This is a genomic window from Pseudomonas sp. Irchel s3b6 (assembly GCF_900187415.1).
Classification (GTDB): domain Bacteria; phylum Pseudomonadota; class Gammaproteobacteria; order Pseudomonadales; family Pseudomonadaceae; genus Aquipseudomonas.
The window spans coordinates 181,721-196,633 of sequence record NZ_FYDM01000003.1 but is presented as its reverse complement, the minus strand read 5'-3'; the positions used below and the strand labels follow the sequence as shown (position 1 = coordinate 196,633).

Below are 14,913 nucleotides of genomic sequence, written 5' to 3'. Positions count from 1 at the left end.
TGCAAAGCTGCATTGCATCATGATTCTGCTTTCGTCGCTCAACCTATCGATGGTCGCTGTATTGGCAATCAGATAATGGGGCATACTCCTGAGGCATGATCAAACCCATCTGACTGATATCGGCATTGCTCCTCAGATGAACGCCCCGACATTGATCGGGGCGTACGCTGGGCTCTAGCGCTTGATCAGCGAAATCTTGGTGCCCTCAATGCTGATACCCGCCATCAATCCTTGCTGATCAAAGACAAACGCATAAGCATCCTGTTGCAACGACGAACTCGATAAATTTTTCGCCACACCCTGATCGACAACCACGACCGTGGGCCCTACACCGACCTCCCAGCCCTTCGTATCACGCACATACTGAAGGGCTTTGTCGGTCATCAAGAACACTGCATAAGCGTAGGATTGCGCACCTGCCTGCAGCCCCCAGGAGCCAGTCACAGAGTTGTAGTAGCCGTCTACTTTAGAACCTATCAACAACTCACCCTCACCATAACTACCACCAAACACCAGGCCCGCCTTAACGATGTTAGGGAATACGAGCACAGCCTTGGCGGTGCGCGACATGGTTTCGGCCAATGGGTGTGCCTTGTAGAGCATCTGTAAGGCCTGTTGGGAGTCTTTGTCTAGGTCAGCGGCCGTTGCAGCACTAGCGTTGTTAATGAGCCCTGCTGATGCCAATGACAAAACGACAAAAAACATCGAAAACAACAATCGCAATGAATGTTTCATTGTTGAACTCCAGTGCCAGCAATAGAAAGGAAGTCATCGTTGGTTGTGCGACTGACACCTGTCAGTCGGTTATATCCGCCCCATCAGCAGCAACACGATGATAATGATCACCACGATGCCCAACCCGCTAGTCGGTCCGTATCCCCAGTTCCTGCTGTGCGGCCAGCTCGGAAGCACACCGATCAGTAGCAGGATTAAGATGATTAATAGGATTGTGCCCACGCTCATGACTATTTCCTCACGCGCGCGAAAGAACAGGCTTGATCGCTGTCGCGCATGCCCAGCGATTTGACGACACTAGTGTGAACTCTTTGCTGGCGGCGATCTGTACGGTACCGCACACAATCCACATCGTTGGAAACGGTGAGTGCCAGAAATAAGCGAGCACAACAACAGTTCCGGACCGCTGGTCTGCAGGTATGTGTGTTACCGTACAGACTTCAAACTCTTTTGCGCCGAACCTCTTGAACGTGGTCGCTATAAACGCGCGACAACAAGCACAATTTATTGCAAGCAGACACTGGAGAACACCATGAACAAGAATCAAGTAAAAGGCAGGGTTAAAGAAATTGAAGGCGCGATCAAGGAAGTCGCAGGCAAAGCCGTTGGCAACAAACGCCTGGAGGAAAGAGGAAAGATTGAGAAAACCGTTGGCACTATTCAAGCAGGTCTCGGGGACCTGAAGGAAGATTTGAAACGCTGATCCAACTCAATAGTCTGGTGATACCAGGTGAGCCTGGCTGTTGAGCACTGTTCAGTGCGAAGTGGTATGGCTAAAGACTGTATGCGCAAGAAGACGATCGGTTTCTTTCTTTACAACGGCATAACACTCGCAACACAGCGCCTCAAGCTTCGCGCGATCTAACACCTCAATATGACCACGGTTGTACTCGATCACACCGAGTTTCTGCAATTTGCCCGCAGCTTCCGTGACGCCCTCGCGACGAACGCCAAGCATGTTGGCGATCAGTTCCTGAGTCATGATCAACTGATTACTCGGCAAGCGATCCAGCGATAGCAGCAACCAACGACAAAGCTGCTGGTCGATTGAGTGATGGCGGTTGCACACTGCCGTTTGTGCCATTTGAGTAATTAACGCCTGGGTGTAGCGCAGCAACATCTGCATCATTTCGCCATGCCGGTTGAACTCACTTTTCAGGCGCGGCCCCGCCAGCCGGTAGGCGTGCCCGGCGCTCTGCACGATGGCCCGGCTTGGGGTGCTTTCGCCGCCCATGAACACGGCTATACCAACGAGCCCTTCGTTGCCTACCACGGATATTTCCGCCGAGGCCCCGTCTTCCATCACGTAAAGCAGGGAAATAATGGTGTCGGTAGGGAAATAGACATACTGCAGAGAATCACCTGACTCATACACGACCTTGCCCAAGGGCAAGACCAGCAACTCTAACTGGGGAATCAGCCGCTCTTGAACCTCAATGGGCAAGGCCGCCAGCAGACGGTTCTGCAGCGGGTGGGGAAGCTCAGACATGGTTTCTCCAACATTGCCAATGGCCTGTAACCACACTTGTTTTCACAATGATAGACCCGCAGGGGAATTTCCACCTCCCGGCGACTCGGGCAAAAGGATTCAGTTTTCTGTAGTTCCTGGCCCTACGGTAGAGGATGCTAGACAAGGTTACGACGCGCCCCAGGTTAACTGACTGTCATGTCTATTGCCCTATGGTCACTACTCCTCGGGGTTTTACTCATCACCATGGTGCTGGGTGGAACCCTACTCACTCGGTTGCTGTTGAGCAGCGCCATGGTTTACCTTTTTGTCGGCTACACGCTAGGGCCTGCGGTGCTCGCGGTGATCACACTGGACCCTGCGGATCATGCTGATGTGCTGGAATGGGTCGCCGAGGTCGCAGTGCTTATCTCACTGTTCAATGTGGGATTGAAGATGGGGGCCGTTCCATTCTCCGACAGACGCTGGAGGCTGCCGCTACGCTTGGCGCTCATATCCATGGCGCTCACGGTAGGGCTTATCACAGCAGTCGGTTTCTGGGGACTGGGGCTTCCACTGGGGGCAGCTGTGTTGCTGGGAGGCATCCTTGCCCCAACAGACCCTGTGCTGGCCTCCGGGGTGCAAACTAACAGTGAGGTACATCCAGATCGCCTGCGTTTCAGCCTTTCCGGGGAAGGTGGCTTGAACGACGGAACGGCGTTTCCCTTCGTGATGCTAGGCCTCGGGCTCCTGGGGTTGCACGACCTCGGCAGGGGTGGCTGGCGTTGGTGGACAATAGACCTGATCTGGGCCACAGCAGGAGGCCTGCTAATCGGCGCTACGTTAGGTGCAATCATCGGTAGCCTCGTTGTTCACCTGCGTACGCGCTATAAACTGGCCGTAGGTCTGGACGAGTTCCTCTCACTCGGTCTGCTGGCGATGGCTTATGGCGCTGCGCAACTGAGCCTGGCATCCGGCTTCCTGGCAGTATTCGCCGCGGGTCTGGCGCTACAAAGGGTCAAGGAACAACCGCAGCCCGACGCGGCATCACTGAGCACGAGACCTGGCGTGAGCGGCCACGCCTACAAGGCATTGGCCACGCACTCGCACCATGCCAGCGCAACCATGACGAGCGCAGTGATCGGGTTCAATGAACAACTCGAAAAGTTGGCCGAGCTTGGGATGGTGCTGCTCGTAGGGGCATTACTGCCCTACGTGGTGTATTGGCCAGCTTTGTGGTGGTTCATACCCTTGTTGTTCGTGCTCCTTCGCTCGATAGCCGTTGCGATTGGGATGCTGGGTGAATACATGCCCAAACCACAACGCATGATGATCTGCTGGTTCGGGATACGAGGAATAGGTTCCATTTTTTACCTGATGTTCGCCATTCGCCATGGCCTGAACCCCCACTTGGCTCAACAATTGATAACGCTGACGTTGGTGACCGTCACTGTCTCTATCGTGGTACACGGCATGTCGGTTCTGCCTCTGATCAAGTGGTATGAGCAGCAAGACTAACACTTGCAATAACGCTGATGTGCCCTTTCCAGGCATACCTGGCAACGCCAACGCTTACCACCGACGCCAACCGTCTGCGCAGTCACAATGCACTCCAGCCCGATGCAATGATGTACGCCCACCGGGCCTCCATCATAAAGGGTGAAAGCTAATGCAAAGACCAATGGGAGATTTACGGCCGGATACCACGGGCAACTTGTGGTCTCACATTTTCGGTAAGTGTAACAAGGCGGCCAAGATCAGCGTTAGAGACGATTACATCGAGCGCTATCTTGTGAGGTATCGTAACTCTCTCCCCTGCCCTCACCACAGGAAAGATGAGCCAGGCCATGTAAAGCGGGGCGGTGATGGGCAGGAGGAACTTGGTGTACTCCAAATGCAGGTGAACAATTGATTGAAGGTGCTCGCCCGATGCAAAAAACCTGAAGTCCATGCGTCGGTAAAGATCCCGTGAGTCAGGTGAGCGAGTAAAAATGCACTTTCACTCCCCCTAAGATCTGCAGGAATTATCCGGAATGCACACAATGTTTCCAGTCTTCTGGCGAGCAGAGAGCGGCCGAAATAGTCGCTCCTGTAAAAAGTCAAAACATGATGCGCAGGTGAAGGCGAGTTACTGGTCGTTAGCGGTCTTATGGTTCCACCGCCACCCTATTCAAGCGGCGAAACAACGACACAAAAACTAGCCCCAACCAGCGTAAAGTCCAACAGGTCAGCTACAAGTCGCTGGGCACGCTCGACGGAATGGCTAATATGGCCCAGCATCTGGGTAGTCTTGGCATCCTGATCACGACGCGACAGAATTTCGGCCGCCATTCTTATTGCTGAAAGCGGATTGCGTAAATCGTGACTGACAATTCCGATCATCTGCTCAGCAAAGAGCGCCCGATCTTCGGCGGCAGCATACACAGTACGTAGCTTACCTTCCGCGATCTCCCTGGAGCGCTGGGTCTTCAGGTTCTTGGTCAAGTGCCCCTCAGCGAGCAAGCGAGCATTGACCAGCCCCAGCTCATATTTGTGCCGATCCTCTGCCTTAAAAAGAGCCAACTCATGAAAAGCACCATTGGAATGCGCACAGCTTATTGCACTCAACATCATCGGCATCTTGTATCCATCATGGTGCATAAGGTCGAATTTTACGTTGGCTACGCCCCCCTGAAGTTGCATGAGTGGCTGCCAGTACGCCTGATGAAAAGTCCTAGTTTCCAGGCTCATCAGCTCTTGAATGCGCATGCCAAGCAGTGTTTGCTGCGAGTAGCCCATCCAGCGGCAGAACGTCAGGTTCGCACTTTCGATGCACCCGTTTTCTGCGGTCAGAAGCAACCCTTGATCAGCGTCGCCACAGGGTAGTTCTGCTGCAGGATTAGACTCATTTTGGTTTGGCATCACTGTGCAGTCCAATAAGAGGTTCAAGCTTCGTCCAGATCATCTGCAGTGGTGGCACTGGCTTTGCTGCGCAGGCCCGCACCAAGCAACGACAGGGTCATCAGGGCGATGGCGAGAAAAGGCCTCAGTGACTGTTTCATGGCGCACTCCGGCACCGGCGTCTGCCGGCTTACTGTAAATGACAGGCTCTAGAGTGAGTACAACGGTGTAACGGGTCTGTTCGCTACCGAACAGACCCCGGCGCGAGGCATTGGCAAACTGACTTTCCAGCCCGACCTCGTTCAGCAAGGTCACTATGGATAACCCTTGGCCCCGCGCACTTGCATCGCTTCAACGGCTTTCGGAGTTGTTTAGCGCCGAACAGATGGCCGAGCACGGTGCTTTCCTGGCCGGCCAGCACCGGTTCAGTCCACTATCTGCCGCCGATATGTGCTTCAGCGAACAGAACATCGGCCCACTATCCGTCAGACTCGAAAAACTGGATTACTGGGGGCGCTCCCGCGCTTCGTATCGGATTGCTCCCTGCACCGCACTCACCACGAGGAAGCTTACCAATGATCACTCACTTCAAGGTCGCCGGACATCTCGCCTGCGGCCATCATGGCGATAATCTAATCTCAACCACTGAACTGACGCGCGTGAAATGCCGCAGCTGTCGTAGCACCGACGCATTCAAAGATGCCCGCAAAGATGCACGCAACGCAGCGCGCAGAGCCGCGCGGAAAGCCAAGGGCCTTCACATCGCTAATAATTGGCGCGATGCCTGGAGGGACAAGCTCACCGCCATGCCGGGGCTGCAGAGACTCCCAAGGGGATATGGTGGTCAACCCTACGTCTAGCTGGGCTCAGCTCAAGAAAGCCCACTTAGAGTAGAACTCCATCTCAGTAGCCTTCCGGTCATTACTGCTTGGCGCCTTGCTTATCACCATGGTGTTGGTGGCTAGAACGCTGCTTGCTCGCGTCTTGCTGAGCAGCGCCATGGTCTATCGGGGCGTTGGTTTTGCGCGTGTTACGCTGGTTATGCGTAAGCCGAATCAGGTGATCGGCAATCTCGGCATTTTCCGTCGACAGACGCGGTTGGTAGCGATAGCAGCAGTGGCTGACCCCGAAGGCCATACACGCCTGCTTAATGCTGATTTTTCCTGAGCGTACAGCGTGCTGCGCCATCTCTCGTCGCCGAGATGGCTTCACCACTTTTTTGCCATCGCTTCCTGGATGATTTCGGCTTTGAGGCGCTCCTCGGCATACATCTTCTTTAAGCGACTGCTGCTACTTTCCATACGGCCACCGGGCTTTATCCTTAAAGGCCTGTGGGGCAGACAGGCCAGCGTTTTTTGGCGTCAAAACCTGGTATTGAATGTTGCTTTCAATGATGACTCACCCTCTAGTGAAGAGGGCTCTTATGGTGCCCCTGCACACAAGTCACAACTAAAAACTCAGGATAGCCGTGAAGTCTTTCCCGGTCGCTCATGACTGATCACAATCGACCTGCTGCCGACAGTCGCTCCGCTTAGAATAAATCCGCTCTCTTGCTCGCGGGCGGGAGTTATCCATATTGAGTCAACGCACATCCGCTTCCTCATCCACCGTAGGCGCCAATTGCTTTCTAGGAGTTAAGTCGAGATACCGTACAACCCACGGCCGCAACAGTGACAGCACCGAACAAGGCAATTACAATTTGATTAACATCTAGCGACTTGAGTGATTGAATACCCCATGGAAAGCAAGACTGCGCGCCTCACTGTGCTCATTGATCCCATCAAGAAAAAAGCTTTCGAGGAGCTCTGTGCAGCACAAGACTTGACGCCTTCGCAGGTGGTACGTCAGCTGATTCGTGACTACCTGGACACTCATGGTGCCAGTTATTCGACCAAGAGTAAGCATGCCATCAGCACCAAGTTATAACCCAACACGAGCAGTTAGCCTCTAGAGGGCCGACATGCCCTCTGCGAGACTGACGGCTTTAGCCAGCGCGGTGTTGAAGTCGGTGTGGTAATGCTCCGTGCCGATTTCTTGCAAGATGCCCACCCTATCGAGCTTGTTAAGCACCTTCGTATTCGCCTCACAAAGTTTCACCACGATATGCCGCTTGTGCAGCTGCTGAATCACCTCCTCCAGCACCTGTAAGCCAGTGATATCCATGAACGGTACGCGCTTCAAACGGATAATCAGCAGGCGTGGGTCGGTATGGGTCTGAGCCAACACACGCTCGAAGGTCTCAGCCGCGCCAAAGAACAATGGCCCTTCAATCGTATATATCAATGTCCCTTGCGGCAGGCGAGCATGCCCGTTGGCCCTCAGCTCTTCTTCAAGCTCGTGCTCGACGACCTGTTGCACCTCCACAGATGAGGCCATGCGACGCATAAAGTGCAGCATGGCAAGAATGACGCCTATATTCACGGCGATCACCAAGTCGCTGAACACGGTGAGGCTGAAGGTGATGAGCAGGATAGCTACGTCTGCGCGTGGAGCCCGTTGGACCATGCGCTTGAAATGCTTCAACTCGCTCATGTTGTACGCGACCACGAAAAGAATGGCGGCCAGGGCGCACAGCGGGATGTTTGAGGCTAGAGGTGCCAGGAACAGAACAACAAGCACCAAGGTGGCCGCGTGCGTAATACCAGCCAGCGGGCTCGTGCCGCCGTTACGGATATTGGTTGCAGTGCGGGCAATGGCCCCGGTAGCGGCGAAGCCGCCAAACAACGGCGTGACCAGGTTGGCCACACCCTGACCGATCAGCTCCTGATTGGAATCGTGCTTGGTACCCGCCATGCCATCGGCCACCATCGCGGACAGCAGCGATTCGATTGCTCCAAGCATGGCGATAGTGAACGCCGGACCAATCAAATCGATGACGCGGGACAGCGTAATTTCAGGCAGGCTCAACCCTGGCAAGCCTTGAGGTATGCCACCAAAAGCGCTGCCAATTGTGGCTACCCCCTTGAAATGAAAGGTTGACTGTATCGCTGTAGCGACCGCCATTGCGATTAGCGGGCCAGGTACTCGTTTGAGTCCGGGAATTTTGGACGCGGTGATAACTAGGAAAAGGCTAAGCACCGCCAGCAGGGACGTGGCGATATGAAGATCCGGCAGGGCCTGGAGCAGATGCCAGAGCTTTTCATGGAAGTGCTCTCCACTGATCTTCGGTAAACCGAAAAAGTCTCTCCACTGCCCGACCCAGATGATCACCCCAATGCCCGCAGTGAATCCGACGATCACCGGATCGGGGATAAACTTAATGATTGCACCGAGTCGGGTCATCCCCAGCAATAACAACATGGCCCCCGCCATCATCGTCGCGATTTGCAGACCGTCAACACCATGCTCGGCCGTGACTCCCGCCAGAATCACGATGAACGCACCTGTCGGCCCGGCAATCTGCAAGCGGCTTCCCCCGAAGAGCGAAACCAGCAGGCCACCGATGATTGCGGTGTAGATGCCTTGCTCAGGTTTGACGCCAGATGCAATGGCAAACGCCATTGCCAGAGGGAGCGCCACGACCCCGACGATAACACCAGACACCATATTGCGAAGCCAGTGTCCTCGCCCTAACAACCCCACCTTCCATGCCTCAACTATCGCAATCATGGCTAGCTCCTCAGTGGATGCATGTGCATAGTATTAACATACCGTGATAATTGAAATGCCCTAGATCCACTGCTTCGTGCGGCTGGAGATGTTTATAGTGAAAGCTCAGATGGAGCTGGACGGGCATGCACTGCAAATAGAGAATTTTGAGAACGCGCGTAGCGTGGTGACAGACATGAATCGTAAAGCTGTGAAAACCAAACATGCCGAAGGCGTGACCTTCGACACCCATGTGATCGCAAACCCGACCAACCCCAAGGAGTGGATTGTGTTTTTCAAGAAGGACGCCGGGAGAAGTTATTTCTTGGTTGATGACAACGAAGAGGTCGAGTCTTTCGGGCATCTGGATGACTTAATCGCCGAGCTTCGGGATCTGGGCCTCAAGACTGCTGAAATCCACTTTTAACCCTTGGGTCACACTCTGGAGACATGATCATGTCAGTGTGGGGCGAGTATCTACCCAGTCAATCGACCGGCACATTCTCGAATGGGTTATTGCCGACAACCCACCAACTACTGCGAAAGTCTTCGCGGTGGTTGGTGCTGATTGACAGGCGAAACTGATAGTTGTCTATCGATTAAAAGCGGATGGCTTGTGCAAATGGTCTCCATTAAAAATGGAGTTCTGTCAATTAGTACCGATAGGTTGCCTGCACTGAAACTCCATTCGCACTATTGTCATATTTGGCACTGTATTCAGGCTGAAGACCGGAGTTGTTCGACTGTTTTACGGAAACTTTGGAATCCCAGAGATAACCATAAGCAAAGTCTATCGTCAGATCGGGATTCGGCGAATAAGCACCGCCCAAGGTCACGGCCTGGCGATTCCCGACCGGAACGCGCACGCTGCGATCGGCATTTCTGATGGGCGACGGATCATAGGCGTAGCCTGCGCGCAACAGCCATTGTTGGTTCAATTGCCAGGAGGCGCCAACTGCGGTGGCCCAAGTGTCGCGCCAGTTCATTTCTTCGGTCACACGTCCCAGGCCAGCCGCCTGGCCCAAGGGGGAAAGACCGCTGTTGACTGCCTCGACCTTCTGGATCCGGCTCCAACGTTTCCAGGTGGTCCCCAGGTATCCCGTCCAGCGACTATTGAATTGATGGGTGATGGACGTGTCCACTGATTCGGGCATAGTGAGGTCTATCTTGTTGTCATACGTTCCCTCCAGCGGGATAACGCTCGGGGAGCCGGAAACCTCAGTATGCCCTTCGAGCTCATAGTCCACCTTCGAGTGGTAGTTAATCCCCCAACGGGTAGCCTCAGTAAAGTCAACCAAGATGCCGACGTTGTAGCCAAGTGCCGTGTCATCGCCTTTGATGGTAACCAGTGCGTCCTCGCCGTTGTTCAGGGCGCCGGTGGCCAGGTAATTCTGAAGCTTTGCATTGAAACGGTTTATGGTCGGCCCGCCACCAATGGACACGTAATCATTGATCCGATAGGCGATGGTGGGCTGCAGGGTTATTTCCTTGGTCGTGCTATAGGAACCATGGTAGCGGCCCTGAAAACTGCTCTCGTAATCATTGATCAGACCACTCGGAGCATAAAGGCCCAGACCAATCGAAAAACGATCGTCAAGCGGCGTCGACATATAGGCGAAGGGCACGCCCCCCAAAGGTACCGAGTCCCCTTTATTCGTTCCTGAGGCGCTGCTCTGCGCATCACTAATGTCGTCGCTCACCGAGATGACCGCGGCTCCGCCGGAAATCTCACTACGCTTCAACTTGGTCAAGCCCGCTGGATTTCCAAAGATGGTGCTGGCGTCCAACGCGGAAGACGACCTGCCCGCATACGCAGTTCCCGCACTGCTTGCACTCTGTTCATTAAGGGCAATGCCATTGGCGCCCGCGGTTGTTGAGGCGGTGAGTATTGCAATGGCGCCGGTAAACTTAATCCAGGCAGCACTTGCTCGCGGAGCGGAGAAATAAGGAATCGCTCGGCTATTCAGTTTCATTTTCCACCTCTTTATTATTTTTTTGATTGCACGCAGGCAAGGCTTCGCCTTCCTGTGCACTTGTCAGTGCCAGTTGAAGTTGACCGAAGTTGTGCAAAGGCCCTGGCTGAACAACACCAAGACATGTTTGCTGGGCTTAGGGTGGCTAATTCGGGCTCATTTAAGCCATTCCACTTGAAAGCTGTAGCGACCCAGAAGGCGGGCCAGTTTTTCCTCATCGGCCCCGGCCCGTATGCATGCGACTAGCCCACGACGACCATCCTGCACCACGTCTACCGCAATCTCCTGCAGACACAGGCGCTCCACTTCCTGCTGGACTACCCTGGCGATCTCGCGCAGCTGCAAGGCGGGCTTGAATATCTTGCCCACGGCAGTCAGTGGCAACGTTTCGAGGATTTCAATGCGCTTGGGAACTGCAGCCCGCTCGCTGATGTTGAGTTGAGCGAACGACTCAAGTTCTTCAGCGTTGCAGGTGTGCCCGGGGCGCAGTTGAACGTAGGCGACCGGCACCTCGCCCGAATAGGCGTCGGGGCTGCCAATTGCAGCGGCTAAGGCGACGGCGGGATGCGCCTGCAGTGCCTCCTCGATTTGCTTGGGATCGATATTGTGGCCGCCGCGGATGATTAACTCTTTCTTGCGCCCGGTCAGCCAGAAGTAACCCTGTGCATCCTGGCGACCCAAGTCGCCCGTATTCAGCCAGCGCTGACCGTCGATATCGATCCAAAGGCCCTGGTTATGACGCTGCTCCAGATAGCCTTCGAAGAGATTCGGACCACTGATCGTGATGAGGCCGATCTCATCCACGTCAGCGTCGCGCAGGTACTCTCCAGAGTCATCGAGCAGGACCGCGCGCATATTCTGGTAGGCAATCCGTATCCCGATGGAGCCGATACGGCGCTCGCCATGGGGTGGATTGATTGAGGAGACGCAGGCGCCCTCAGTAAGGCCGTAACCTTCAAGGATCTTTACCCCGGTCCGGCGCTCGAACTCTCGGAAAAGCTCAGCCGGCATGGGTGCTGCACCACACATTGCAAAGCGAAGACTGGACAGGTCGCGGCCCTGCCACTCATTTTGCAGAAGTGCTGCATAGACAGTTGGCACGCCGGAGAAGAGGTTGATACCGAAGTGCTCGACCATCTCCCAGAATCGTGGGATCACTCCCTCGCCACGGTACCCATGAGGCGTCCCGAGGATCACATGGTCGCCTTGTGTCCAAGGCATCAGTCCAGTAACCAGTTGTCCGTTGACATGAAATAGCGGCAGGCCACAAAAGATAACCTGACCACCACTGCGTGGCTGCAAGTGAGCGGCCACAGCCCATGCATTGAATACTTCCGATCCATGGGTACGCGCGGCGATCTTGGGGAGCCCGGTGGTGCCGCCAGTACAGATGTAGGAGGAGCATTCATCTTGACGGATTTGCCGACCGCTCTTCAGGTGCGTGGACGGTTGATCATTCATCAGCGATAGCCAATCGTGGATCGCGATACCGCAGTGTGAGTCTCGCTCATTCAGTGCCACGGCTTTCAGAGCCCCACGCACAGGTTCGGCGACATAGGGCTCCATGCTGACCCAAACGACAGACCTGACCGTGGGTAGCTCATCCAGCTGCGAAGCCAGTTTTGGCCACAGATCACTGCCCGCAGTCGGCGCAAGCGTTACCACCACGGATACCTTCGCGGCATTCAGCAAGCCTGCCATTTGCCTGGCCTCAAGCAGAGGATTGATCGCCATGACGATGCCCGCCGCCTCCCCGCCCCATAGAGTGAAATGGGTTTCCGGAAGGTTGGGCAGGATGAAGGCAAGCACCTCTCCCGGTTTTATGCCCAGGTCATGGAAGGCATTTGCCGCGCGGGTGATATCCGCGAAGAGCTGGGAGTAGTTCCACTCGTAGGTGCGTTTGAAATCGGCGGCATCGGCGAAGAAGCTTAGCGCCGGTGACTGGGGGGTGCGCTCGGCCGCTTGTCGCAGCGCATCATAGGTACTGCAAGCCAGGCCACGCTCCGACAAGGGGACTCGTTCGAGACTTTCGATGTCGTCCAGGGTCTGCACAACCATCAGGCTTCCCCCACGACTCGGTTGCGTTGCACTCCGAGGTCGATCACACCATCGGCGCTGCGAATGCGCGCCTCGACCATGTCACCGGGCTTGAGGTACTGCGGCCGGCTCTCCTGCGCCTTGAGAAAAAGTTTCCACTTGGTGGCTTCTGGCATCAGGGCCGCAATGCGCTGTTTCGCAGGTGAAGGGATCGTTAACGCACAGCCCGCGGGAGTGCCGGTAGCGATCAGGTCTCCAGCGGCGAGATCTTGCACTGAGGAGAGTTCGGTAAGGGTTTCAGCCGGACCGTAAACCAGGTTGGCCGTACTGTCGCTCTGTCGCACCTGGTCGTTGACTGTCAGGCGCAGCTGCAGTGCTTTGAGGTAATGCATGTCTTGGGCATCCAGAAGACAGAGGTAAGGACCGACCGGGCCAAAAGTGCGAAAGCTCTTGCCCTTGTAGAACTGCATCTGGGGAATCTGAATGTCACGAGCCGAGTAGTCATTGACAATAACGACGCCTGCAATGAACTCATGCAGATTGGCGTCGGTGATAGAGACAGCGCCGGTGATCGCGCGTTTCATCACAAGCCCCAGTTCAATTTCGTAGTCGAGAAAGCGCACGGTGCGCGGCTTGATCAGGTCGCTGTCAGCCGCTACCAGGCAACTCGTCGCCTTGGTGAAGATCATGTTGAATTTCTTCGCATCCGGGTCCATGCCCGACTCGATCATGTGCTGACGATAGTTGGCGCCCTGGCAGAGGAACTGCTGGTTACGGGTCACCGGCGACAGCAGCTTTACTTCGCCCTCCTCCAGCTCAGGGCCTTTCAGTTGAGCAAGGTCGTCGATACTGTTCTGGCGAATGAAGTCACCGGTGGTTTCAAAAGCACCGGGAACCACCGTGATACGGCCTTGGCGAAGCACGCCCCAGTGGATACCGTTCTGAAATTCAAAGCGGACTACGTGTACAGCAGACATTGAAGGTACTCCTGGAGCGGTGTTTGTCCCGCGCTCGGCGGCACGAGAACTGAGGTGTTGTTCTGAGGGTGGGCTGGCGATGCTGTAGATCAACGAGCCGCCGGCGATCAAAGCGCCGGCTTTGAGCACGTCTCGCCGGCCATACTGGGTTGAGTTGCCCGACATGACGGCAGCTCTACCCGAACATCCGCATAAGCGTTATCAACTTGCGAATGGTTAAGTCCGGGCTGCGTCGCAGGTTACGGATCAGTGCTCGCAGATTGATTAAACTCATCTTGGGTTTTGTGAAACTCTTGGGCATGCGCTGCCCCCACTGCGCCATTGCCTCGGGACTCACGGGATGTATGCCCGTAGGCTGCTTGGCCGTAAAAATATCCCCATCGCAGTAGTGCTCGTGCTTATCACCCCAAGGGTCTTGCCAGTAATCGAAAATCTGACTGCCCAGGATGTGCCGACCGATTCCCCATGAGTGCTCCCAACCCCGCTCTCGCAGGACCCGTTGCCCCATGCCCACCGCGTCGGCATCGACGACCTCATAGGCGCTATGGCTATAGGTCGCCATGAACCCTTGCGCTATCGCGAGCGTATGGTGAGCCGCGGGAATGTCACCAAGATCAAGGCGCATGAAAGCGACGATAGGTGTGCCATCGGGGAGTACCTGCACATCGCTGGGAATAAACCCGAAATGCTGCGTATACCAGGCACAGGTCGCCTGGTAGTCGGCCACTTCGATCACGATGTGGCCAAGCCTGAGTACTTCAGGGGGAGCAATCGGCGGGCGCTGCGTGGCGTTGATTCGCGGTTGCTCGTGCGCCAGATTCCAGTGCAGAGGAGCTCTATGTGCCAGAGTTTTGCCTGGAGTCTGGTCGCAAACAGCTTCCACAATGAAACCGGATGGGTCAGTCAGTCTGACGTAATACCCTTTGCCGGGATGTTCCGACCTCTCTACCGATGACGCACCTGGGATTCGAGTGAGTTTTTCCAGATCCTCTAGAGACTGCACTGCGAGTCCGAACCCGATAAAACGTGCATGGTCGGCACGATGGACGCGATAACAATATGAAGTAGCGTCGGTGCCCCGTAGATAGAGCGTATCGGCGTCCTGCCGACCTATCGTCAGGCCGAAGTCGGTCAGGAAACGCGCCGCCTCATTCAAGTCCGGCCGTTGGAAAATCAGGTGAGTCAGATCCTGGGCCTTTACCGTCGGTTGCGGATGCCGCGCGGGATGTGGTGTCGCCAACCGGTGCAATTCAATTCTGTTGTTCATTGTTCTTGT

The 14,913-nt window shown here is 55.3% G+C and carries 14 protein-coding genes and 1 pseudogene; 5 read left to right on the top strand and 10 right to left on the bottom strand.

Annotation, left to right across the window (positions count from 1 at the left end; genetic code table 11):
• Nucleotides 1-174: 174 nt before the first annotated feature.
• Complete coding sequence (locus tag CKW07_RS07015) at nt 175-735, bottom strand: YSC84-related protein (RefSeq protein ID WP_095144216.1); 561 nt, start codon at nt 733-735, stop codon at nt 175-177.
• A gap of 69 nt (nt 736-804) precedes the next feature.
• The gene (locus CKW07_RS07010; RefSeq protein WP_095144215.1) at nt 805-963 is read right to left on the bottom strand and encodes a DUF3309 family protein; all 159 of its coding nucleotides are present in this window, start codon (nt 961-963) and stop codon (nt 805-807) included.
• A 304-nt stretch (nt 964-1,267) separates the two neighbouring features.
• Between CKW07_RS07010 and CKW07_RS07005 the strand changes: the two genes are divergently transcribed.
• Complete coding sequence (locus tag CKW07_RS07005) at nt 1,268-1,438, top strand: CsbD family protein (RefSeq protein WP_095144214.1); 171 nt, start codon at nt 1,268-1,270, stop codon at nt 1,436-1,438.
• A 51-nt stretch (nt 1,439-1,489) separates the two neighbouring features.
• Here the strand turns inward: CKW07_RS07005 and CKW07_RS07000 are convergent, their stop codons facing one another.
• Nucleotides 1,490-2,224, bottom strand: coding sequence for a Crp/Fnr family transcriptional regulator (locus CKW07_RS07000; RefSeq protein ID WP_095144213.1), 735 nt, complete (start codon nt 2,222-2,224; stop codon nt 1,490-1,492).
• A gap of 177 nt (nt 2,225-2,401) precedes the next feature.
• On the opposite strand from CKW07_RS07000, the gene CKW07_RS06995 reads away from it, so the two are divergent.
• Nucleotides 2,402-3,700 carry a sodium:proton antiporter gene (locus CKW07_RS06995; protein ID WP_095144212.1) on the top strand — a complete coding sequence of 433 codons (1,299 nt, stop codon included), beginning with the start codon at nt 2,402-2,404 and terminating at the stop codon, nt 3,698-3,700.
• 648 nt (nt 3,701-4,348) lie between these two features.
• Here the strand turns inward: CKW07_RS06995 and CKW07_RS06985 are convergent.
• On the bottom strand, nt 4,349-5,110 hold the full coding sequence (locus CKW07_RS06985; protein WP_256577028.1) for a histidine kinase dimerization/phospho-acceptor domain-containing protein: 762 nt from the start codon (nt 5,108-5,110) through the stop codon (nt 4,349-4,351).
• A gap of 527 nt (nt 5,111-5,637) precedes the next feature.
• Between CKW07_RS06985 and CKW07_RS25665 the strand changes: the two genes are divergently transcribed.
• Entirely contained in the window at nt 5,638-5,922 is a 285-nt protein-coding gene (locus CKW07_RS25665; RefSeq protein ID WP_095144210.1) for a hypothetical protein, read from the top strand.
• A 169-nt stretch (nt 5,923-6,091) separates the two neighbouring features.
• On the opposite strand, the pseudogene CKW07_RS25660 reads toward CKW07_RS25665, so the two are convergent.
• Nucleotides 6,092-6,351 (bottom strand): annotated as a pseudogene (locus tag CKW07_RS25660) (helix-turn-helix domain-containing protein); the annotation flags it as partial.
• 448 nt (nt 6,352-6,799) lie between these two features.
• On the opposite strand from CKW07_RS25660, the gene CKW07_RS06970 reads away from it, so the two are divergent.
• On the top strand, nt 6,800-6,988 hold the full coding sequence (locus CKW07_RS06970; protein WP_095144208.1) for a ribbon-helix-helix protein, CopG family: 189 nt from the start codon (nt 6,800-6,802) through the stop codon (nt 6,986-6,988).
• A 21-nt stretch (nt 6,989-7,009) separates the two neighbouring features.
• Here CKW07_RS06970 and CKW07_RS06965 read toward each other — a convergent pair whose 3' ends face one another.
• Nucleotides 7,010-8,671 (bottom strand): SulP family inorganic anion transporter, encoded by a 1,662-nt coding sequence (locus CKW07_RS06965; RefSeq protein WP_095144207.1) that lies wholly within the window; start codon nt 8,669-8,671, stop codon nt 7,010-7,012.
• Between the two features lie 175 nt (nt 8,672-8,846).
• On the opposite strand from CKW07_RS06965, the gene CKW07_RS06960 reads away from it, so the two are divergent.
• Nucleotides 8,847-9,077, top strand: a complete 231-nt coding sequence (locus CKW07_RS06960; protein ID WP_095144475.1) for a hypothetical protein — start codon at nt 8,847-8,849, stop codon at nt 9,075-9,077.
• A 226-nt stretch (nt 9,078-9,303) separates the two neighbouring features.
• Here CKW07_RS06960 and CKW07_RS06955 read toward each other — a convergent pair whose 3' ends face one another.
• The 4 genes from CKW07_RS06955 to CKW07_RS06940 form a co-directional block, all read right to left on the bottom strand.
• Nucleotides 9,304-10,623, bottom strand: a complete 1,320-nt coding sequence (locus CKW07_RS06955) for an outer membrane protein transport protein (protein ID WP_095144206.1) — start codon at nt 10,621-10,623, stop codon at nt 9,304-9,306.
• Nucleotides 10,624-10,779: 156 nt separating this feature from the next.
• Entirely contained in the window at nt 10,780-12,681 is a 1,902-nt protein-coding gene (locus CKW07_RS06950) for an acyl-CoA synthetase (RefSeq protein ID WP_095144205.1), read from the bottom strand.
• Nucleotides 12,681-13,637: a fumarylacetoacetate hydrolase family protein gene (locus CKW07_RS06945; RefSeq protein WP_095144204.1), complete on the bottom strand. Its 957-nt coding sequence runs from the start codon at nt 13,635-13,637 to the stop codon at nt 12,681-12,683. The genes CKW07_RS06950 and CKW07_RS06945 overlap by 1 nt, the downstream gene beginning before the upstream one ends.
• Nucleotides 13,638-13,812: 175 nt before the next feature.
• On the bottom strand, nt 13,813-14,904 hold the full coding sequence (locus CKW07_RS06940) for a VOC family protein (protein WP_095144203.1): 1,092 nt from the start codon (nt 14,902-14,904) through the stop codon (nt 13,813-13,815).
• Between the last annotated feature and the right edge of the window lie 9 nt (nt 14,905-14,913).